We start from the raw sequence: 21,665 nt of genomic DNA on the forward strand, positions 1-21,665 counted from the left end.
CGTGACATCCAGACCCAGGCTCCAGAAGGCTATGTTGGAAGTCACGAGCGGTTTGCTCCGCTTCGGTTCCCAAGTGCACTGAACCGGCAGGGCGCGGTGGCCCTGCCAGAGAACGTCGAGCTAGGCTGGCGGTACTGGAACGATCTCAGCCTTCCCGATTCCGTCTACACTACGGAAGCCCAGAAGATGGCGGTGGTGGCGCTGTGGTCGTGGGTGAAGAACTACACCCCGCCTGCATCTCCTTTGCCGAGCGCGGGCGGCGGTACTACCGCGAGCGATCGGCTGCTTCGTCGTCAAGACCTGAAGGTCATCTCGTTTCTTGAGGACCTTCCCCTGACCGGGCAAGAGTCGTGTGTGAGCGCGTACGTGGGCGTTCTGCCCGCGCGGACCGAGAAGATCCCCAACATGACGGGCTGTCACAAGTGTGGTGTGGTGGCCTGGTATCGAAAGTTTGCGACGGCGACGGACGCAGGGGACCACTACATTGCCGCTCACTCCGGGGTCCTCCCCTTCGCATCCGTCGCAACTGCCGCGGTTCAGGCCCTCATGGGCGACTCGAACGTGGGCTTCGCGGTGGCGACCGACCTCGGGAGCTCGGCCGACGCCGTGGAAGGTCGGGCGGCTGTGTACAACAAGGCCACGCATGCCCTCCTCGGCAGCCTCTACCGGGACGGCGATGGGAAACTGGCCTTGCAGGCCGTCTCGGCGGGCGCGGACCACCTTCAGGCGACACCGAGCGAGGCCATCGCGGTGTCGTCGAAACGAAACGAGGTCGCGTTCTTCGATGCGCTCAGCTACGGCAACTACGACTACGCCGCGGTTCGCGAGGTGAACCTCACCAACGGCATCGAGACGCGTACCCCTCTCTACTTCCCCAGCTCATACGGGGCAGCACAGATCGGGCAGATCGTGTCCGCCGCCTACCGAGCCTACGACGATTCATACTTCATCCTGGTCCGACGCTCGGCAACGGTCGACCTATTCCGGTTCGACCGTCGGTCCGCGCTCCAGCTCGTGAAGAGCTTCGCCGATTCAGGGACCGGCGTGCCCGAGGTGACGACGGATGAGGACGGCCGTATCGCCGTCTCGCGACGAGGGGCGGGATTTGCCGCGGTGGTGCTCGATGTGTCCTATGACCTCGTGGTTACCCCGCGTGCGCACCTTTCGGGCACGGAAGCCTTGGCGGCCGCACCTACTCTGACTCCTGAGGGGCTTTACCTGGACCGCGGAGGCATCTCGTCGGATACCGTTGTTCCCCTTCAACAGGCAGGGGTCCCAGGAATCAACGTTCACGATATCCCTGGCGGTAGCTGGCAGGGCATCTTCCAATGAGGCGCGGGGTTTGGATACTTGGTGCCGCAGCTAGCGCGTTCTGTGCTGCCGTGTCAGCATGGTCTTGCTCACAGGGCACGCTCCCGGAGGAGCCCGTGGGTGCCGTCGATGCTTCGACGGCCCAGGACAGCTCGAGACTTGATGCCGGCTTCGACGCACGGGACGCGAACGTTTCGGTGGATGCCGGAGAGCTCGATATCCCAGGCGAGTGGGAGAAAATCCAGGCAAGCCCGGGGAGCTGCCCCCTATGGACACTCCGCGATGCATCGGTGATTCCACCGCTGCCGTGGAAGGCGTGTGCTAACGGTCGTCCTGACTGCCGGTTCTTCTCGGCAGATTGGGAGGAACGAGGCGTGGTCTGGGGATTTATGCCATGGGGCAACGATCCAGTGCATGAGCGCAGCGGCGACCCGCGCGTGGCGTATGTTCGTGGTACGCGCCATCAAAGTAAGTTCCTGTACTTCGTGTCACAGTCGATCGAGGGACAAGCTCATGTGGCGTATGCCGCGTATGCGCCCACATGCGCAAGTATGTTTGGGGCTAGTCAATATGGCCTAGCGATCGGGCTCTATTCCGAAGCCGAAGGCAGCTTTCTCGGCTTTGCTCCGTTGGCTTCACCGGGGGCGATGACGTTCACGAAGGCAGCCATCGAGCCGACCTTGGACGCGTTCTCGGGAACAACCCCGGTCGCAAACGGGATCCTCGTCGAGCAGGTGGCCTTCGGGTCGCGAAACCACGCAGCTCGCTTCGACCTTCAAAACAAGACGTTTTACGGCCCTGGCATCCTCAGCGAGCAGCCGGTCAAGCTTGGGGAAGGCTTCATCGCCCTCATGGCGACGTCGCCACCCGTGATCGCGTACGTGCCACCCGCGGGCGGGTACCAGCCCCTTCGGCGCGCGGCGCCCGGTCACCAATTTTTCACGCTCACCGTCGACCATGACACCTCCGCTATCGTGTGGGCGGAGGACGATGGCAACGAGAACATGACGATCTGGACGTCTCCCGCGGCCACCACGGAGGCCGCGATGCAGCCGCGCCGGGTAGCCAAGCTGCGGTTCGTGAGCAAAATCGCTGCGAGGAATGGGGTCATTGCCATCAAGGTGAACGACAACCTGGCGCGCTTGATACGCCTCTCGGACGGGCTGGGCTGGGACTTGCCGAAGGAAGACGGCCTAGAGTTCAGCACACCCCTGTGGTTGACCGAAGAAGCGGTGTGGTTCCTCGCTTCCCGCCGGTACAACGGCGGTTTCCCGTTCAACTCGGGCATTCGGTACGCGCGAAACGCGCTCGGGCCGCCCACCGTGCCTTCGGGGCTGTGAGCACACGATGAAGAGGTCGGAGGTCAGGATGAATCGTCGTCGAAGGTGGCTCGCGCTGGTGGCGCTGGTTTCGGTCGTGCTCGGCTCGGCGCTCGCGTCGGCGCGGGAGCGGGGGCCGAGCGGCATGTACCCGACGGGCACGTTGATCCTTCGCAACGCGCAGGGGCCACGCCTGGCCGTGAGCCACGAGATCGCCGAGGTGCCGAAGCAGCACACGCCCGCGGCGCTGGTGGCCGCGGACGTGAACAAAGAGCTCTTGATCGTGGCGGTGCAGAAGGTGCCGTGCTCGGAGCTCCGGGCGATGGTGACCTCGGGCTTCGCGCGGCGAGGGGTGTCGGCGACGGAGGGTACGCAGCTCACCCAGGCGTGCGACCGGGCCGACCTCGCGCCAGGAACACGAGCGATGCTCAGGTACGACGCCGCGACGAAGACCACGACCTTCGCGGTGAACGGGGTAGGGAAACGCACCGTGACGGGAGCCGCCGCGATGCGCGCGGTGTGGTCCTCGTTCCTGGAGGGGACGGACGGGGAGAAGATGGCTACGCGGTTCTAGGGGGCCCATCGGGTAGCGGTCTCATCGCCACGGATAAACCGGCCGAGCCAACCATGAACGACCCAGCGCGAATTTCGGCAAGGGTTTCCACGGCCACGAAGGAGGAGCTCGATCGCTTCGCGGCGCGCCGCGGGCTCAAGAGAAGCTTCGTGGTCGAGCAAGCGCTGCTGTACTTCATCGAAGCGGGACGGGACCTGCCCGACGAAGCGCTCCTCCCGTCCCGTTCGGTGCTCGACGACGATGCGTTCGAGCGGATCGCTACGCTGCTCGAGTCTCCGCCCGCGCCGACGGAGGCGCTTCGCGAGCTGATGCGCGGTCAAGGCCGTTGAGCCGCCGAGAAGTCCAAACCGCGATCGCCGACGCACATATGGCCCCCGCCGCCCCCGGCCTCATCGCACGCCCTCTCCTACCTCCCACGCGCGTCGGATCACGCCCATGCAAGGCACGCCCGAGCCCCCACACACGCCCGATCACGCCCTTGCAGACCCTGCAAGCCCGTGAGCGCGCGTCGGATCCCCCGTCTCCCTCGCCTCACGGAGCTTCCGCGTGCGTCCGCATGGCTCCGTGAAGCCTTGCGATCGCATGTCGGGCCGTTCGTTGGCCCTTTGGGGCGACGACCGACGGGTGCTCCTCGGTCGCCGCGAACGAGACGACGCGCTTCGACGGCGCGATTCGCGGCAAAATGGCTGCCTGGGGGCCGGATGACGGTTCGCGCGGGCTCGGGGCGCCGCGCCCGCCTTTCGTGCCGCGTGGGCGGGGCTTTTTGGTAAGCTCTCGCGCACGATGCTCCCGGAAAAAAAGCAGGTCCTCATCGTCGACGACGAGCCGAACCTGCGCAAAATTCTCGCCGCGCAGCTCTCCCGTGACGGCTACGACGTCCTCCTCGCCGAAGATGGCGAAGAGGGCCTCGCCACGCTCCGCGAGCACCACATCGACCTGGTCATCACCGACCTGCGCATGCCCAAGGTCGACGGGATGACCCTCCTCCGCGAGGCCCTCCGCGAAGATCCCGACCTCCCGATCGTCATGATCACCGCGCATGGCACGATCGACACGGCCGTCGAGGCCCTCAAGACCGGCGCGTTCGACTACCTCACCAAGCCCTTCGACAAGGACGAGGTCCGCCAGATCGTCGCGAAGGCCTTGAAGACGCGCCAGCTCGCGGGCGAAGAGGCGTCGCAGACCCCGGAGCAGGTGCCCGGCGCCCGCTTCGGCATCATCGGGAGCTCCTCCGGCCTCACCGACCTGTACTCCGTGCTCGAGCGCGTCGCCGACAGCCCCACCACCGTGCTCATCACGGGCGAGAGCGGCACCGGCAAAGAGCTCGTCGCGCGCGCCCTCCACGACCACTCCTCCCGCAAAGACAAGCCGTTCATCAAGGTCAACTGCGCCGCCATCCCCAAGGAGCTCATCGAGAGCGAGCTCTTCGGGTACGAGCGCGGGGCCTTCACCGGGGCCGTCTCGTCCAAACCGGGCCGGTTCGAGCTCGCGAGCGGCGGCACGCTCTTCCTCGACGAGATCGGCGAGATCCCGGTCGAGATGCAGGTGAAGCTCCTCCGCGCCCTCCAAGAGAGCGAGTTCGAGCGCGTCGGCGGCATCAAGACGATCCGGGTCGACGTGCGCCTCGTGGCTGCCACCAACCGGGACCTCAAAAAGCTCATCGCGCAGGGCACGTTCCGCGAAGACCTCTTCTACCGCCTCAACGTGGTGTCCATCCGCCTCCCGGCCCTCCGCGAGCGCGCGAGCGACATCCCGCTCCTCGTGGAGCACTTCTTGTCGAAGTTCAACGAGCGCCTCAAGAAGAGCGTCCAAGGCGTCGAACAAGACGCCCTCGACGTGCTCGCCGCGTACTCGTGGCCCGGCAACATCCGCGAGCTCGAGAACGTCATGGAGCGCGCCGTGCTCTTCTGCGACGCTCAACGCCTCACGGTCGACAACCTCCCGCACGAGGTGCGCGGAGGTGCGCTCTCTCCGTCGATGACCCCACCCCCACCCGACGCGCAGATCCCGGTCGCGCTCTCGGGCGACGCCGGCCTGAAGGAGCACGTGAAGGTGGCCATGAGCCGCCTCGAGCGCGACATCGTGAGCCGCGCGCTCGCGCAGACGGGGGGCAACGTCACCCACGCGGCGAGGCTCCTCAAGATCTCGCGCAAAGGTCTCCAGCTCAAAATGAAGGAGCTTGGGCTCCGCGAAGGGGCCGACAAGGGAGACTGACGCCGCGCCGAGGGCCGTTTCGGGGGTGACGGTCCTCTTCGCGCTCTTCCGAGGGCACCCATGAGCGCACTTCGACCGATAAGGAACGCCTTGGCGCTCGTGGGCGCCGCGTCCGTCTTCGTCGGGTGCCGTGCGTGCTCCGGAGCCGAGCCCGACGCCAAGGTCGACGCGGGCCCCGAGGTCGACGCGGCCGCCAAGCTCGCCGCGCTCCGCCCCCAAGACGCAGGCCCGAAGCCCGGTGCACCACGCGCCGGCATGGCGTTCGTCCCCGCGGGCACGCTGAAGGCCGGCACCCCGCTCGGCAAGCTCCCGCGGGTCGCCACCGAGGAGCTCCCCGGCACCCCCATCCAGATGGGTGCGTACTACATCGATATCTACCCGTACCCGAACGAGCCGGGCGCCATCCCCCAGCCCAACGTCTCGCGCGACGAAGCGAAGAAGCTCTGCGCCGAGAAGGGCAAGCGGCTCTGCACGGAGCTCGAGTGGGAGCGCGCCTGCAAGGGCCCCGACAACACCACGTACGAGTACGGCGAGACGTACCGCAGCTCGCTCTGCATGACCGGGCAGAGCGCCGAGCTCGCCTCGCGCAAGCCGTGTGGCGAACGCCCGAGCTGCCGGAGCGGCTTCGGGGTGCTCGAGATGCACGGCGGCACGTGGGAGTGGACCGACAGCACCTGGGGCCGCGGAACGCACGATCCGAACCTCGCCGTGCTCCGCGGGGGCAACGCCGAAGCGGGAGAGATCGTCGGCCGCTGCGCAAACGCGATCGGGCGCCCCGCGAGCAAGAAGCACCCGACGTTCGGGTTTCGCTGCTGCGCGGGCGAGCGCAACGAGGCCGAGGTGGTGCTCGATCCCCACACGACGGGGAAGACGCTCACCATGCTGCTGAAGCCCGAAGAGCGCGCCGCGAAGCTCGTCCCGCTCCTCGACAAGGGCCAGTGGGGCGGCGACGTGGCGCAGCTCGAGGTCGATCGCGCGTGGCTCTGGCAGCCCGTTCCCAACGAGGATCTCGTCGTGTTCGGCGGCTGCACCCCCGAGGGCATCTCTCGCAAGTGCGGCTTCGTGGTCGGGCGCACCCCCGAAGGCGGCGAGGCCCGCGTCGTGGCCCAGCTCGCGTTCCCCCGCGCCATGCCCGAGATGAAGACCTCGGGCGATCCGCTCCGCATCCGCGCCATCGCGGTCGACATCAAGGGGCGATATTTTATCGAGTTTTCCTACAGTTACGGAAAGGTGAGCGTGGGCGCGCCCGTGCGCCTCTCCGAGGGCCAAGGGCTCGACCCGAAGGCCCCTGGCCCCTGACGAGCCCACGTCGGCCGCACCCGTTCGTGCCCGTTTGCGCGGCATTTCCCGGGATCCGGAGGCGCCGCGAGATTTTTCGTGCTTCCGCGGAACCTTTCGTGAGGACCCCTGTCCATGCTCACGAAGGCGGTCGGTAAGGGCACGAGGCGAGAGCCGAGGCCCAGGCGGTCCCCGCGCCCGAAGCCTTCGTAACCCCATGCCGCGCCCTCGCGCGTCGATGCCCGCTCGCGGGCAGTGAGGAATGCCATGTCCACCACGTTCAAGCCCGCCTTCTCGACCGACGTCCTCCCCGCCGCTTTCGCTCAGGCGAACCCGTTCGTTCGCGTCGAAGAGAAGGCCGCGGCCGTGCCGGTGGGCGAGAGCTACGTGATGGTGCCCGCCGGCCCGCGCGTCTCCGACGACGAGGTCGAGACCATGGCGAGCGCCGTCGAGGTGCAGGTGCTCTGGGGTCAGACGGTGCTCTCGGTGACGCACCTCCCCTCGGGCAAGGGCTTCGCGGTCGGTTCGGGTGAGGCGGTCGACTTCGTGCTCCCCGAAGAGTCGCTCGGTCGGGATCGCCTCGAGCTCGTCTCGATCGCGAGCGGCATGCCGAAGGTCATGATCCCCGAGGGCGCGCGTGTGAGCGTCGGCTCCGCCAAGTCCGAGCCCGCCATCGACCTCGTCGCCAAGGGCCGCGCGAAGGCCTCCTCGTCGGGCTTCGAGCTCGGTGTCATCGAGGGCGAGAGCGTGCGTGTCGACCTCGCCGGTACCGAGATCGCCTACATCGTCCGCGGGGTTCGCGCGGGTCGTGCGCCGAAGGGCGTCGGCTTCTTGGGGGCCCTCTCGAGCAACGTGACCAAGTACGTGGGCCTGTCGCTCCTCGGCCACCTCGGCGTCATCGCGAGCCTCGCCTACTTCATGCCGGCCATGGGGCCGGACGACGCCGAGGCCATGTCGCGCGAGAACCTGCTCTACATGCAGAAGATCCTGAACGCCCAAGCCCCCGCCGAGCTCAAGGCTCAGGAGAACGCGGGCGGCGAGCAGGCGAGCACCGAGTCGGGCGGCAAGGGCGAGCGCGCGCAGGGCGCCGAAGGCACGATGGGCAAAGACTCGGCCCCCAAGGCGAACGCGCGCTGGGGCTTCAAGGGCGAGTCCCGCGATCCGCAGGTGCAGCGCAAGACCGACCTCGAGCTCGCGCAGTCGTTCGGCATGGTCGACCTCCTCATGTCGTCCAAGGCGGGCCCCTCGGCCACCGACCCGAACGCTCCGTCGGCCAAGTGGGGCGCGTTCGACGCGCAGGGCGCCGACCCGAAGAGCGCGATGGGCAGCATGTGGGGTGTGGGCATCGGTGACTCCGCCGGGGGCGGCGCGTTCGGCCTCTCGGGCACCGGCGAAGGTGGTGGTGGCGTGGGCGAGGGCATCGGGCTCGACAAGATCGGCGGCCTCGGTCACGGCGCAGGCGGCGGCGACGGCGTCGGCATCGGGAACGGCAAGGACGGCATCGGCAACGGTCACGGCATCGTGAAGGGCACCCACATCGCGAAGGCGCCGAAGCCCCTCCGCGAGGGCACGCCCACCGTGAACGGTCACCTCCCCGCCGAGACGATCCAGCGCGTGGTCCGTGCGAACTTCGGTCGCTTCCGCAACTGCTACGACGCGGGCCTCCGCACGAACCCGAGCCTCGGCGGTCGCGTGGTCACGAAGTTCGTCATCTCGCGTGACGGCTCCGTCTCGCTCTCGGCCGACGGCGGCTCGGACCTCCCCGATCGCAACGTGGTGAGCTGCGTCGTGCGGAGCTACCAGAACCTCTCGTTCCCCACGCCCGAGGGCGGCCAGGTCACCGTGACCTACCCCCTCGTGTTCACCCCCGCCGACTGACCCGAGTCGACGGAACCCGATGCCGAAGGTCTTGGGCAACTGCTCGAGACCTTTGGCGTTTTTGTGGTCGTTCGCCCCGCCCGTGATGACGCGTGGCGACGCCGAGGAGACGTCGTTGTCGGCTTGCGTGGGGCGCGCGACGGGGCCATGCTCCCGGCTCCCATTTCGTCGAGCGAGGCAAAGACATGAGCGAAAAGAAGCGGATCGAGTCGTTCGAGGAGTTCTGGCCCTTCTACGTGGGCGAGCACGCCAAGAAGGAGACGCGCACGCTCCACTTCGTCGGCACCACGGCGGCGCTCGCGTGTGCCGCGGCCGGTGTGCTCTTGCGCAAGAAGTGGCTCGTGGCCGTGGCGCCGGTCATGGGCTACGGCCCGGCGTGGGTGAGTCACTTCTTCATCGAGAAGAACCGCCCCGCTACCTTCACGTACCCGCGCTGGTCGCTCATGGCGGACTTCGTCATGTGGGGCAAGATCGTCCGCGGCGAGATGGACGCCGAGGTCGAGCGTGTGATGGCCGAACGCGCCAAAAAAGAGGCTGCCGAAGCGCCGGCACAGGAAACGCGCCCGACCCCCGGTCCCTTGGTAAACTAGCGGGGTGTCTCCCCGCATCGTCCGCGCGCTCTCGTCGTGCCTGCCCGTCGTCGTCGTGGCGGCGGTGGGCACGTGGGCGTGCGGGGGTGGGGGAGGGCTCGTCGAGGCGCCCGTGCTCCCGAGCGGCGCGAAGTTCGCCGTGCTCCCCATCGGAGAAGACGCGGGCGACGCCGGTGCGCCCGCGCGCCGTCCGGGGACCGGGCCCCTTCGCGAGGGTCAGGTCTTTCGTGGGACGAGCTACTGCCGCACGGGCCCGGTCGCGATCGTGCTTCGCATCACGGAGCTCGACGACGACGAGGTGCACGCCACCGCCGAGGTGACCCAATCCCGTGGCGGCGCGCGAGGGATCTACCAGCTCTCGGGCGCCTACACCCAAGCCTCGGGGCACCTCAAGCTCGACGCCGGCGACTGGGTCGACGAGTCCGACGAGCTCGAGGCCGCCGACATCGAAGGCACCGTCACGGCCTCGGGATTTCAAGCGCGCTTCGCCATGGCCGGCTGCGGCTCGGTCACGTTTCGATCGGAAGGTGCTCCATGACGAGGTCCGTGCGTTGGCTCGTGTTCGCGGGGATCGTGAGCGCGGGGTGCTCCAAAGCGCAGGCGCAAGGTGGGGCGCCCGAGCTCGATCCGAAGGCGGCCACGACCGAGATGTGGGACCTCGAAGGCATCGGCAAGACCGAGCTGCTCGTCTTCGCGAAAGAGCGCGTAACCCTTGGGAAATCGTGCCTCAAGGGCGCCGCGCTCGACTGCGAGGCCTACCGCGTCCTCCGCGCCGGCCCCAAGGTCGAGGTCAAGAAGTCGTCCCTCGACGGCCGCATGAGCGCGGGCTCTCGCGTCTGCCTCGCGTTGAAGGGCGAGCTCGTGACGGGCAAGAGCCCCGCGGGGAACGAAGACGGCTTCTGCAAGCTCGGCGACGGCTCGATCGTCGCGTGTGGCCCGCTCGAGACCTACGCGATCAAGATCGTCCCGTAGGCGCGCTACCTCGCCTTCGCCGCGCGCTTCACCACGCCTCGAAACCACGCGTGTGCGGGCTCGTTTTGCACTCGTGGGTGCCACGCGGCGTGCACCGAGAAGCCCCTCAGCTCGAGCGGCGGGGCGACGAGCCGAAGCCCGAGCCGCGCCGCCATGGGGACGAGCACGCGCCGAGGCCCGGTGAGCACGAGATCCGTGCTCGCGACGATGAGCGGCGCCGAGAGGAACGTCGACGTTCGTAGCGCCACGTGACGCGTGAGGCCGAGGCGCGCGAGCTCCGTGTCGACGGGGCTCCCGGGCTCTCCACGTGGCGCGATGAGCACGTGCGACACCTTGGTGAACGCCTCGAGCGAGAGCGCCCGGCGCACCGTAGGGTGCCCTTCGCGCACCGCGCACACGAACGTGTCGTCGAAGAGGTGCGTCGTGATGGCGTCGCGTGGGAGGGTCGGCTTCACGCCGACGGCGAGGTCGAGCCGCCCGGTCGCCAGGGCCTCGCTCGCGTCGCTCCCGAGCGGGCGTGACGTCACGGAGGCACGGGGCGCCTCGACCTCGAAGAGCGACGCGAGGCGCGGGAGGAGCTCGGCCTCGACGAAGTCGACGCTCCCGACGACGAACGTCCGCTCGAGCGAGGCCGGCGCGAGCTCGGGAGGGCGCACGAGCGCCTCGGCCCGCCGCAGGACCTCGCGCACCTCCGGGGCGATCTCGTCGGCGCGCGGGGTGGGCACGATGCCCCGCGGGGCACGCACGAAGAGCGGGTCGCCGAAGACGTCTCGGAGCCTCGCGAGGGCGCGGCTCACGGCGGGTTGGCTGAGCCCGAGCGTGCGCGCCGCCCGTGTCACGTGCCGCTCACGATGCAGGTGGTCGAGCACGCGGAGGAGCTCGATCTCGGGGAGCTGCGCGGCCGTCTTCGTCATGCGTTTCATGCATGACGAAGATAGCGCCAATGCATTGGCGAGATGAAGGCGCGAGGCGCATTCTCAGGGGCGTCGGCCGGGAGAGACCGGCGAACCGGGGCAAGGCGCCTCGGCGAACGTCAAGGAGAGAGCCATGATCGTCGTCTTCGGAGCCAACGGGAACACGGGCAAAGTCGTCGCGGAGACCCTGCTCGGTCGGGGAGAGAAGGTTCGTGTGGTCGCGCGCGACGCGAAGAAGGTCGAGGCGCTGGCGAAGAAGGGCGCCGAGGTCGTCACCGCCGACGTGCTCGACGAGGCCTCCGTGGCGAAGGCGCTCGCGGGCGCCAAGGGCGCGTACATGCTCGTACCCCCGGATGCGTCGAGCGACGACCTCGTCGGCCGCGGCAAACGCATCGTCGACGCCTTCGTCGGAGCGCTCCAAAAGAGCCCAGTCCCACACGTGGTGGTGCTCTCGTCGGTCGCGGCGCAGCAGCCCTCGGGCACGGGCCCCATCGTCATCACGCACTACGCCGAGCAGACCCTGCCCAAGGCCAAGGGCACGATCTTCACCTTCGTGCGCGCCGCCTACTTCATGGAGAACATCCTCGCGAACGCTCACCCCATGAAGGCCGACGGCGTGCTCCCCGTGTTCGGTGGGGGCGAGGCGTATCCCTTCCCCATGATCGCGACGCACGACATCGGGCGTGTCGCCGCCGAGGAGCTGCTCTCGCCGCCCAAGGAGACGTCGGTCATCGAGCTCTCGGGTCCACAAGAGTACTCGTTCGCCGATGCGGCGCGCATCGCCGGTCAGATCCTCGGTCGCGAGGTGAAGCCCGCGGTGCTCCCGATCGACGCGATGGTGCCGACCCTCACGCAGTTCGGCTTCTCGGCGAACGTGGCGGGCCTCTACCGCGAGATGACCGAAGGGCTCGGCAAGGGGCTCGTGTCGTTCGAGGGCAAGGGGCGCAGCGTCCGCGGCAAGGTCACGCTCGAAGAGGTGCTCCGGCCCGCGCTCACCTGAACGATCTCTCGAAAAAACAAGGGCGATGTGGCCTCCCACGGGAAACCACATCGCCTTTGTTCGTTCGTGCGGCCGTCGATCAACGCGAGGACGTGCGGCGGCGTCGAGCCGTGGCGACGAGCGCTCCGAGGCCCACGAGGAGGCCACCGCCGAGACCGCCTCCGGCGTGCGTCGAGGCGGCGGAGCACCCGGACGACGGCTCCACGAACACCTCGGATACGGGTTCCTGCGTCGTTCCCGGGTAGACCGGTCGACCGCCACCACCACCGCCAGCTCCGGGCTCGTTCGGCGCGCTCACCTCCGTGGCCTTCGGGGCGCCTCCGCGCGGTGCCCAGATCGTCGTGTACGTGAAGCGCTGCTCGTTCGAGAACACGTAGAGGCATCCCTTCGCCGAGCACGCCCCATCGAGGAGCTTTCCTTGGACGGAGGTCCCGAGCGTGACCTTCTTCGGAGCCGTAGTGTCCGCGGCGGTGAGGCTGCTCCACGAGGTGGCCGTGAACGTGCCGTCGCCCGCGGAGCCTACCACCCAAGCGTCGGCGGCCTCGGGGGCTTTGGGGTCGGCGATGACGGCGAGCGTGTCGGCGGGGAGGTCCTTCGTGTCGAGCGTGGTGCCGTCGGACGAGAGCTTGATCGCCTTCGCGCTCGTGCCGGTCCACTGGGTGAGCAGCACGTCGGCTCCGAGCGGGGTGAGGGTGACCTTGGAGATGCCCGAGCCGTCGAGGGTGATGGGCTCGCCCGCGACAGGAGCGCCTTTGTCGTCGAGCCGCACCACGGCCGTGCCCTTGTCGCCCGCGGGGTACGCGACCATGCCGAAGGTGTCGTTCGCGAAAAAACCAGAGAGGTCGAGGGCCTGCGAGATCCCGGGGGTGGGCACGGCGACGCCGGGTGCGCTGGCCGCACCGAACGCCGTGATCGCGAGCCCCTTCGTGTCGGCCACGGCGAGCCAGGGGGCCTTCGCTCCTGCTTGGCCGAGGCCCACGACCACCCGATCGCCGAGCTCGGTGACGGTCGGTCTCTCGGTTCCATTGAAGCGGATGGTGCGCGGCCCGTAGGCCACCAAGAGCTCCCCGGCGCTGCCGCGCGTGGCGAGGATGCGGGTGCCCCCTCCCGTGCCGAGGACGGCCAAGCCGGGGCTGCCGGGGGTGCCGCCCTCGTCGATGGGCTGGTGGTACGAGCGAATCTTCGACCCGAGCACGACCGAGAAGGTGGACCCGCTGCTCGGCGCCACGACGGCTGCGGTCTGGATCTCGGCGGCGTTCATCGGGGGCGCCGCGGCCCCTGGGGCGGGCTCTGCCGCGGGCCGGGCGGGGCTCTCCGCGTGTGCCACCGAGGCGAAGAGGGTGGGGACGATGGCTCCGAGGACGGCGAGACGGGCGCTTCGTAGGTTCATGGTGGCACGTTCTGCACACGTGATGCCAAGGCCCGTCGAAAAAGACGAATATGATTAAATTCAGTTACTTGGCGCGAACGTCGGTCGGATCTTCCCGCCCGAAGCGCGCCCGAAGCGCACTTGCGCCGCCCCACGTGGCACACGTGTGTGCCACATGTGCCTTGGCCCGCCCACGTGTGCCTCGCACGACCGCGCACACGACGCCCCCCGCGCCTCCCCGCGCCCCCCCGCCCGGCCGTCACGGGCGAGCGGCGCACCGCATGTCCCCGCGGTAGGATCGCGCCCATGGCGTTCTTCCAGACCCCTCCGTCGCACCCGCACCCGCTCGAAGGCGACTCCTTCTTCCGCGGTTGGCTCGCCCGCCATCTCCCTGGAGACGCCCACCGTCCCATCCTGGACGACCTCCGCGAGGTCGCCGAGATCGCCCGTGAGCTCGCCGCCATCAAGGCCGCCGACCCCAAGGCCGAGCCGAAGCTCGTCCCGTGGGACGCGTGGGGCAAGCGCATCGACCGCATCGAGCTCTCGCCCCTCTGGAAGCGCGCGCAGCGTGTCGCGGCCGAGCGTGGCGTCGTGGGCACCGCGTACGAACGCAAGACCGGCGAGCACTCGCGCATCCATCAGTTCGCCCTCGTTTACCTGCTCGAGCCCACCTGGGACGTCTATTCGTGCCCCCTCGCGATGACCGACGGCGCCGCGAAGACGCTCGTCACCTCCAAGAACGCCGAGCTCGTCGCGCGGGCCGTCCCGAGGCTCACGAGCCGCGATCCTTCGATGGCGTGGACGAGCGGCCAGTGGATGACCGAGCGCACCGGAGGCAGCGACGTGGCCATCTCCGAGACGGTCGCGCGCGAGGTCGACGGCGTGCACAGGCTCTACGGTACGAAATGGTTCACCTCGGCGACGACCAGCGAGATGGCCCTCACGCTCGCGCGGCCCGAAGGCGGCGCCCCCGGCGGCAGCGGCCTCGCGCTCTTCTACCTAGAGACCCGTGACGCCGGCGGAAACCTCAATGGAATCGCGATCAACCGGCTCAAGGACAAGCTCGGCACCCGCAACGTGCCGACCGCGGAGCTCACCCTCGACGGCGCGATCGCCACGCCCGTCGTCGGCCTCCGCGACGGCATCAAGAACATCACCCCGATGCTCGCCGTGACCCGCACCTGGAACGCGGTGTGCGCCGCCGCGGGCACGCGAAAGGCCGTCGCGATCGCGCGCGACTACGCCACGAAGCGCGTGGCCTTCGGCGCGCCGCTCGCGGAGAAGCCCCTCCACGCCGACACGCTCGCGACCATGACGGCCGAGACCGAGGCCGCGTTCTGCCTCGCGTTTCGTGCGGTCGAGATCCTCGGCCGCGAAGAGGCAGGCGTCGCCACCGAGGCCGAGCGCGCGCTCGGGCGTCTTCTCACGCCGATCGTCAAGCTCACCACGGGAAAACAGGCCGTCGCCGTCGCGAGCGAGGCCCTCGAGGCGTTCGGAGGCGCCGGGTACGTCGAGGACACGGGCCTCCCCGAGCTCCTCCGTGACGCGCAGGTGCTCCCCATTTGGGAGGGCACGACCAACGTGCTCTCCCTCGACGTGCTCCGTGCTCTTGCGCGCGGAGGCTCGCTCGAGCCGCTTCGCGTCGAGATCATGCGCGCCACCGAGGGCGCACCTGTCTCCGTGTCTGCCGCGGCCAACGTCGCTCGCTCCGCGTTCGCGCACGCCGAGGCGTGGGCCCTCGAGACCCTCGCGCGCGGACCTCACGCGCTCGAGTCCGGCGCGCGCAGGTTCGCGCTCACCCTCGGGCGATCCCTCGCGCTCGCCCTCTTGGTGCACGAGGCCACGCTGGCCGAACGTTCCGGAGACGCTCGCCCCGCGGCCGTCGCGCGCAGGTTCTCTCGCTCCCCGATCGACCTCGTCGACGACGGGCTCGCCGAAGCCGACGCGTCTCTCGTGGCCCTCGGCTGAACGATCGTGTGCATCATGCAAGCGTACCGCGTCGTAGGCTTCGCACCTTTCCTGACCGAAGCCTGACGGGCGCGGGCGCCTCCCCGATCTTACGCTGTGCGTCGTGAACAAAACGGTCGCCGAGGCGTACACGTACGCCGAGTTCCTCGCTTCTCTCGTCGGTGTGCTGCCCGTCACGGCGGCCTCCGCGTTCGTTCACCGAAACGACCCCGTGCCCCGGTACCCCGGTCGATGGGTGCGCAAGCTCGGGAAGACGAGCTCGAGCCTCTCGCCTCTGTGGCATTTCACGGTCGAAGGGGAGCCCCCGGCCGACATCGATCACCGCGGGTACGTGGTGGTCGCGAACCACGAGTCCCAGGCCGATCCGTTCTTGCTCTCCCACCTCCCGTGGGACATGCGCTGGGTCGCGAAGGCCGAGCTCTTCGACGTGCCCCTCGCGGGTTGGCTCCTCCGCCTCGGCGGCGACATCCCCATCCGCCGCGGCGATCGCGAGAGCGCCCACGAGATGATGGAAGCCTGCAAAAACACGCTTGAAAACGGCCTCTCGGTCATGATCTTCCCCGAGGGCACGCGCTCGCGCGACGGCTCGATCCTCCCGTTCAAGGCGGGCGCCTTCCAGCTCGCCCTCGAGACCGGCGCCAAGGTGCTCCCGCTCGCGCTCGCCGGAACACGGCGCTGCCGACCCAAGGGCTCCCTCGGCTTCGGTGAGGCGCGCGCCATCGCCAAGGTGCTCGCGCCCATCGACCCGGCGAGCTTCACGGGGCCACACGCCCTCGAAAACCTGAGAGACGCGACGCGCGGCGTGATCGTCGAGAACGTGCAAGCCCTCGAGCGACGTCTCGGCTTCTCGCCCGTCGCCCCGCACCCGCAGGACGAGCTCCACCGCGACATGGCCGCGGCCGCGGAGTGAGCCGAACGTAGGCGTCTTTCGTACACCGGCGCCTTCCAGGCCACGTATTTTGAGCTTCGGCGAGATGCGTCCATAGTGCGGGCATGGCTCCTCGGTCCACGTCCCGCGCCGCGCTCGTGCTCGCGCCGCTCTTGTCCGTGCTCGTGGGGTGCACGATCTTGGACCGCCTCTCGCGCGACGATGAGCCGGAATTTCCCGCCGACGCGGGCACCGATGCGTTCGCGCTCGACGCCGGGCTCGAGGACGCCCCGGCCGGCGACGCCGTGGCCGACGCGGCGTTCGACGTGTCGGAAGGTGGCGACGCCGCGACCGTCACCGATGGGTCGTTCGACGCGCAAGAAGCCGGAGACACCGGGCCCGGAGACGCCTCGGACGGCGGCTGACCTTTCGGTCCAAGCCTTCTCAACGCGTGGACGAAAATGGTAGCCTCGCTTCGTCCGGGCGACAGCCTGGCCGAGGAGAACATGAGCAAATTCGTCTTGGGCACCCTCGCCCTCGTGGCCATTGCAGGCTGTGGTGGGAGCTTCCCGCCGCCTTCCGAGAAGTTGTCGTCGGCCGAGGCCGCCTCGCGCAGCGCGAAAGAGCTCGGCGCCGAGAAAGACCCGAAAGCCGCGCTCTACCTCAAGTACGCGAACGAGCAGATCGAGCAGGCGAAGGCCCTCATCGCCTCGGGCGACAACCGCCGCGCCGACGAGATCCTGGCGCGCGCCAACGCCGACGCCGAGCTCGCCGTGCAGCTCGCGAAAGAGAACACCACGCGCGCCGAAGCGAACGAGGTGATCGAGAAGGTCAAAGCGATGAAGGCGGGTAAGTGATGAAGCTCGTGAACATGAAACGTCTCGCGGCGCTCGTCGGTCTCGGCGCGCTCTCGCTCTCGTCGGTCGGATGCGCCGAGGCGATCGCCCCGAAAGAGCTCAACGACGCGCGCTCGGCCTACAAAACGACCGCCGAGGGACCTGCCGGCAAAGAGAGCCTCGTCGAGCTCCACAACGCCAAACAGTCGCTCGACTCGGCCGAGGCCGCGTTCAAAGAAAAGGGCGACGACCAGGAGACTCGCGACAAGGCGTACGTCGCCGTGCGCAAGGCCGAGTTCGCTGCCGCCACGGCGCGCACCGTGGTCGCCGCGCGCGAGAAGAAAGAGGCCGAGGTCGAGGCCCAGAAGTACCAGACCGAGACCCTGAAGAAGACCGAGGCCGAGCTCGCCAACACCAAGAACGCGCTCTCGAAGACCCAAGACGACCTGAAGCGCGAGGCCGCCGCCCGCGCCGAGGCCGAGAAGCGCGCGGCCCAGGCCCTCGCCGACCTTCAGAAGATCGCCGCCGTCAAAAAAGAAGACCGCGGCATGGTCATCACGCTGCAAGGCGGCGTCCTCTTCCAGACCGACAAGAGCGACCTCCTCCCCGGCGCCATGGCGCAGCTCAATCAGGTCGGCGAGGCGCTCGTCCGCAACAGCCCCGACTCGCGCATCACCGTCGAGGGCCACACGGACAACCAAGGCCAGGCCTCGCACAACCAAGAGCTGTCGCAGAAGCGCGCCGAGTCGGTCGCGACGTACCTCAAGTCGCGCGGCATCGCGCCCGATCGCGTCACCGCGGTGGGCAAGGGCGCCGACAAGCCCGTCGCCGACAACAAGACGATCGAAGGCCGCGCCCAGAACCGGCGCGTCGAGATCATCGTCGAGCCCCCGAAGTAACGCGCGACGAGGCTCCGTCGCACGAGGCGCCCGGTGCGTCCCCCCGAACGGTGGGGCCCCGGGCGTCGTCGTTTTCGGGCCGTAACCTGCCGCAAGCACGAATGAATCGGGGGCCGTTCGCTATCGCTTGACACCGAGGGCCGTTTCTGAGAAGACCGTCGGCGGAGAGCTGTCCGAGTGGCCGAAGGAGCCTGATTCGAAATCAGGTGGAGGTGCAAGCTTCCCAAGGGTTCGAATCCCTTGCTCTCCGCTAGAACAAGAAACCCTCGCTTCGACGAAGCGAGGGTTTTTTCATAGGGCTCGCGAGCCGCCGCCTTCGCTGTCAGTTCATCTCGCGTGGCGCGGCGGGAGGGGTGAGCTCCGCGCCCGGCATGCCGATGGGCGTGAGGTTGTCGGGGTTGCCCACCGGGATGACACGCTTGCCTTGGATGTCCTCGACGTCGACCACGATCTCGACGGCCACGTTGCCCGCGCGGGCGGCGCGAAGCCCCAGATCGAAGCCGACGATGCCAGCGGCCACCTGCACCTTGTACGGATCGACGAGGAGGTCCGGCTCGCTCGAGCGGCTCTGCGCGTTGAACACCCGGTTGAAGAGGCCGGGCCCCGCGAACGCCCCGGTGGCAGGCCTCGCAGCGATGTTCATGGCGGTGCCGAGATCGGCGGCGAGCTCGAGGAAATCGTCGGGCGGGAGGATGCCCTCGATGCGCGATTTGGGCGGAATCACGAACCACCGATCGATGCCGCTCGGGTTCGGGTTCATCGACTCTTCGCCCTCGCCGCCCGCCGCGAGGCCCGGCACGTAGCGCACGAACTCGTTCCACGGATCGACGAGGAGCTCGACCACGCGAGGCTCGTCGTCCAGGTTCGAGAGCGTGTAGCGCACCGTGATGCGCGTGTCGGCGGCGAGCTGGAACGGTCCGCGCGGGTAGGGCGCTTGAGCGCCGAGCGCGGCCGACTCTTCGGCCGTGGGCATGCGCATGGGCAACGTGACGGGCGTCGTCACCTGGAAGATCGAGGTCTGGTCGTCCTCGTAGAGGGCGGCCATCTGAGACGTCATGCCGAGCACGATGGGCGGGATGGCCTGGTCGCCTCCTTGGTTCGCGCACGCGACGACGAGCCCTGCGACGATCGCCAGCGAAACGACCTGGGGGACGAGCCCCGCGCGACGAGGGCGTTCGCCCCCGGATGCGTCGCGTGCGGTTTGGAATGCTTCGTTCTTTGGCACGTTCACCTCGACGGATCGTACCCCTTGCGAGCGCCGTGCCGCACATTTTCGTCAGCGAGGTGCGTGCACCATGCACCGTGCCGCACCGTACCGTGTCACGTCCGGCGCTCCAGGATGCGGTAGAGGCCCTGCCGCGAGAGGCCGAGGGCCCGTGCGGCCTCGAGCTTGTTGCCGTCGGCGGCCGCGATCGCCCGCGCGACGAGCGTCTGGAGCTCGGCTTCGTGCCGCGCCCTGAGCGCGTCGAAGGTGGTCTCGGGGAGATCGTTCTCCTGCGCGGGGCCGACCGCGGGCGCGCGCTGCATGGCGACGGCGATGTCGGGTCGACCGATCACGAGGCCCTCGGAGAGCGCCGCCGCCGCCCGGAGCACGTTGCCGAGCTCACGCACGTTTCCCGGCCAAGTGTGCTCGGTGAGGGCCGCGAGCGCGGGCACGTCGAGCTTGTGGTTCTTGGTCGTCGGCTCACGGGCGAGGAGCGCGCGCGCCACGAGGGGCACGTCCTCGAGGCGCTCCCGGAGCGAAGGCACGGGCACGGTGAGGGCCGCGAGGCGATAATAGAGGTCCTGGCGGAACGCGGCCCGCTCGACGAGCCCGGTGAGCGCGCGGTGCGTGGCCGCGACGATGCGCACGTCGACCTTGCGAGGCTTGTTGCTGCCGATCGCCCGCACCTCGCGGTCCTCGAGGACGCGCAGCAGCTTGACCTGCATTTGTTGAGTCATTTCCGCTACTTCGTCGAGGAAAAGGGTGCCCCCGTTCGCCTCCACGAAGAGCCCTTGGCGCGCCCTGTCGGCGCCCGTGAACGCGCCGCGCTCGTGACCGAAGAGCTCGGCCTCGAGCAGGTGCTCCGGCAACGCGCCGCAGTTGATGGCCACGAACGGCCCGCCGCTCCGCTCCGAGAGCCGGTGCACGAGCCGCGCGAAGAGCTCCTTGCCGGCGCCCGTCTCGCCGAGCAAGAGCACGCTCGTCGCGCTCTTCGCGGCGCGCGCCACCGTCGCCACGGCGCGCACGATCGAAGGGGATTCGCCCACGAGCCCGACCTCGCTCATCGCGCGACGTACGGGCTCCGCGAGCCGCAAATCTTCGAGCGTCGAGGCCTTGCGGGTCCGGCGCTCCGAGAGGCGACGCTCGGTCTGGAAGAGCAACCTTCGGAACCGTGCGCGATGGGCCTCGGGCGTGCGATCGACGAGGCGCGCGCGCAGCATCGGGAGCGTCTTCCGCGCGAGCCCTCCGATGGGCTCGGGCTCGTGCACGAGGGCCGCGCACGCCTCGTGCTCCACACGACCCGCGGCGCCGCTGCCGGCGATCGCGAGCGCGCCGAGCCAACGGAGGAGCCACGCCTCGGGTGGGCCCGCTCTCGCCGCGAGCGCGAGGGCTTCGGCCGCGTGGAGGCGAATGCCTGCGTTGGCCTCGAGGCCCATGAGCGCGATGCCCGTGCGCTCCGCCTCGGCGGCGCGGCCTATCGCGAGCATCGCACGGCCGCGCACGTGCTCGAGCGCCGTCCGCACCGGTCTCAGGAGGCCCTTCAGCGCGAGCCCCTGCTCGGCGAGGGCGATGGCGCGCTTCGCGTCGTCCGACCGTTCGAGGGACAGCTCGGCCTCGAGCGCGAGGTGCTCGGCCGCCCTCCACGCCGGCGCGTCGTCGTCGTAGGTGGTCTCCGCCAAGAGCGCGTCGGCCTCGTCCAGCGCGCCGACGTCGAGCAAGATGCGGATGCGCGCGTGGCGCAGCGTGAGCCGCGCGGCTCGGCCGGTCTCTTTGCGCGCGTCGCCTCCCGGTCCCGTCGCCCGCGCGGCCGCGGCCTCGGCACGGTCGAGCACCTCGAACGCCTCCGAGAACCGACCTGCCGCGCGATGTACTCCCGAAAGATTGCAAAATACACGAAACGCGAGCACGGGCGAGAGCTCGTCGAGCGGAGCTCGCAGGAGCCTGTCGAACGCCTCCCGCGCGCGCTCGTGATCCCCGAGCCGACCGAGCAAGAGCGCGTACTCGGAGAGCACGAACACCTCGGTCTTCGTGTCGTTCGTCCTCTTGGCGAGCGCGAGCGCACGCGAGGCATGGGTGAGCCCGCCGATGTACTCTCCCCGGGCCCGAGACACGTCGGCGAGCACGATCTCCGCGAGCGCTCGATCGCGGAACGAGCGAGCCGTGCGAGCGATGCGCGAGGCCTCCCTCGCGACGCGCTCGGCTTGCTCCGCGTCGTCTCCCTCGAGCAAGGCGATCGCGAGCATCCTCCGCGCCGCCGATCTGTCCGTACCGCTCGGCGACCTGTCGGCGTGGCTCACCGCGGCCTCGGCGAGCGACCTCGCGCTCTTCACGTCGGCGTCGCCGAGGGCTTGCTCCGCCCGCTCGACGAGGCGCGCCGCTTCTGTCGTCGCCGAGGGATCGCGAGGTCGAAGCACGGGGCGCATGTGTCCGAAATGTGGACACACCCGCGCCCCCCGGTCAACCCGGGCACG

The 21,665-nt window shown here is 69.1% G+C and carries 20 protein-coding genes and 1 tRNA gene; 17 read left to right on the top strand and 4 right to left on the bottom strand.

Features of this window, described 5'->3' with window-relative positions:
* Positions 1–96: 96 nt before the first annotated feature.
* The 10 genes from IPK71_08430 (at position 97) to IPK71_08475 (ending at position 10,136) form a co-directional block, all read left to right on the top strand.
* Entirely contained in the window at positions 97–1,332 is a 1,236-nt protein-coding gene (locus IPK71_08430; GenBank protein ID MBK8213763.1) for a hypothetical protein, read from the top strand.
* A 95-nt stretch (positions 1,333–1,427) separates the two neighbouring features.
* Entirely contained in the window at positions 1,428–2,651 is a 1,224-nt protein-coding gene (locus IPK71_08435) for a hypothetical protein (protein MBK8213764.1), read from the top strand.
* Between the two features lie 28 nt (positions 2,652–2,679).
* Complete coding sequence (locus tag IPK71_08440; GenBank protein MBK8213765.1) at positions 2,680–3,204, top strand: hypothetical protein; 525 nt, start codon at positions 2,680–2,682, stop codon at positions 3,202–3,204.
* Between the two features lie 53 nt (positions 3,205–3,257).
* Positions 3,258–3,533, top strand: coding sequence for a DUF1778 domain-containing protein (locus IPK71_08445; GenBank protein MBK8213766.1), 276 nt, complete (start codon positions 3,258–3,260; stop codon positions 3,531–3,533).
* Positions 3,534–3,987: 454 nt separating this feature from the next.
* A complete protein-coding gene (locus IPK71_08450) occupies positions 3,988–5,418 on the top strand; it encodes a sigma-54-dependent Fis family transcriptional regulator (protein ID MBK8213767.1) in 1,431 nt (476 codons plus the stop codon).
* Positions 5,419–5,478: 60 nt separating this feature from the next.
* Complete coding sequence (locus IPK71_08455) at positions 5,479–6,717, top strand: SUMF1/EgtB/PvdO family nonheme iron enzyme (protein MBK8213768.1); 1,239 nt, start codon at positions 5,479–5,481, stop codon at positions 6,715–6,717.
* Positions 6,718–6,963: 246 nt separating this feature from the next.
* Complete coding sequence (locus IPK71_08460) at positions 6,964–8,574, top strand: AgmX/PglI C-terminal domain-containing protein (GenBank protein MBK8213769.1); 1,611 nt, start codon at positions 6,964–6,966, stop codon at positions 8,572–8,574.
* A gap of 185 nt (positions 8,575–8,759) precedes the next feature.
* A complete protein-coding gene (locus IPK71_08465) occupies positions 8,760–9,164 on the top strand; it encodes a DUF962 domain-containing protein (protein MBK8213770.1) in 405 nt (134 codons plus the stop codon).
* Between the two features lie 4 nt (positions 9,165–9,168).
* Positions 9,169–9,702 (top strand): hypothetical protein, encoded by a 534-nt coding sequence (locus IPK71_08470; GenBank protein MBK8213771.1) that lies wholly within the window; start codon positions 9,169–9,171, stop codon positions 9,700–9,702.
* Positions 9,699–10,136: a hypothetical protein gene (locus tag IPK71_08475; GenBank protein ID MBK8213772.1), complete on the top strand. Its 438-nt coding sequence runs from the start codon at positions 9,699–9,701 to the stop codon at positions 10,134–10,136. Before IPK71_08470 ends, IPK71_08475 begins: the two co-directional genes overlap by 4 nt.
* Positions 10,137–10,141: 5 nt before the next feature.
* On the opposite strand, the gene IPK71_08480 is transcribed toward IPK71_08475, so the two are convergent.
* The gene (locus IPK71_08480) at positions 10,142–11,059 is read right to left on the bottom strand and encodes a LysR family transcriptional regulator (protein ID MBK8213773.1); all 918 of its coding nucleotides are present in this window, start codon (positions 11,057–11,059) and stop codon (positions 10,142–10,144) included.
* Between the two features lie 124 nt (positions 11,060–11,183).
* Here IPK71_08480 and IPK71_08485 point away from each other — a divergent pair, with 124 nt between their 5' ends.
* Positions 11,184–12,050, top strand: coding sequence for an NmrA family NAD(P)-binding protein (locus IPK71_08485; GenBank protein MBK8213774.1), 867 nt, complete (start codon positions 11,184–11,186; stop codon positions 12,048–12,050).
* 79 nt (positions 12,051–12,129) lie between these two features.
* Here the strand turns inward: IPK71_08485 and IPK71_08490 are convergent, their stop codons facing one another.
* The gene (locus IPK71_08490) at positions 12,130–13,440 is read right to left on the bottom strand and encodes a hypothetical protein (protein ID MBK8213775.1); all 1,311 of its coding nucleotides are present in this window, start codon (positions 13,438–13,440) and stop codon (positions 12,130–12,132) included.
* A 285-nt stretch (positions 13,441–13,725) separates the two neighbouring features.
* On the opposite strand from IPK71_08490, the gene IPK71_08495 reads away from it, so the two are divergent.
* The 6 genes from IPK71_08495 (at position 13,726) to IPK71_08520 (ending at position 18,240) form a co-directional block, all read left to right on the top strand.
* Positions 13,726–15,387 carry an acyl-CoA dehydrogenase family protein gene (locus IPK71_08495; protein ID MBK8213776.1) on the top strand — a complete coding sequence of 554 codons (1,662 nt, stop codon included), beginning with the start codon at positions 13,726–13,728 and terminating at the stop codon, positions 15,385–15,387.
* Positions 15,388–15,490: 103 nt separating this feature from the next.
* Positions 15,491–16,297, top strand: coding sequence for a 1-acyl-sn-glycerol-3-phosphate acyltransferase (locus tag IPK71_08500; GenBank protein MBK8213777.1), 807 nt, complete (start codon positions 15,491–15,493; stop codon positions 16,295–16,297).
* Positions 16,298–16,380: 83 nt separating this feature from the next.
* Positions 16,381–16,680 carry a hypothetical protein gene (locus tag IPK71_08505; GenBank protein ID MBK8213778.1) on the top strand — a complete coding sequence of 100 codons (300 nt, stop codon included), beginning with the start codon at positions 16,381–16,383 and terminating at the stop codon, positions 16,678–16,680.
* A gap of 81 nt (positions 16,681–16,761) precedes the next feature.
* Complete coding sequence (locus IPK71_08510) at positions 16,762–17,112, top strand: DUF4398 domain-containing protein (protein MBK8213779.1); 351 nt, start codon at positions 16,762–16,764, stop codon at positions 17,110–17,112.
* Positions 17,113–17,126: 14 nt separating this feature from the next.
* A complete protein-coding gene (locus IPK71_08515; GenBank protein MBK8213780.1) occupies positions 17,127–17,990 on the top strand; it encodes a DUF4398 and OmpA-like domain-containing protein in 864 nt (287 codons plus the stop codon).
* Positions 17,991–18,153: 163 nt separating this feature from the next.
* Positions 18,154–18,240 (top strand) — tRNA-Ser (locus tag IPK71_08520).
* 72 nt (positions 18,241–18,312) lie between these two features.
* Here IPK71_08520 and IPK71_08525 read toward each other — a convergent pair.
* Together IPK71_08525 and IPK71_08530 are read right to left on the bottom strand one after the other, a co-directional pair.
* Entirely contained in the window at positions 18,313–19,215 is a 903-nt protein-coding gene (locus IPK71_08525; GenBank protein ID MBK8213781.1) for a hypothetical protein, read from the bottom strand.
* 95 nt (positions 19,216–19,310) lie between these two features.
* Positions 19,311–21,608: a sigma 54-interacting transcriptional regulator gene (locus IPK71_08530; protein MBK8213782.1), complete on the bottom strand. Its 2,298-nt coding sequence runs from the start codon at positions 21,606–21,608 to the stop codon at positions 19,311–19,313.
* Positions 21,609–21,665 lie beyond the last annotated feature (57 nt).

Source organism: Myxococcales bacterium (assembly GCA_016712525.1).
GTDB lineage: Bacteria > Myxococcota_A > Polyangia > Polyangiales > Polyangiaceae > JAAFHV01.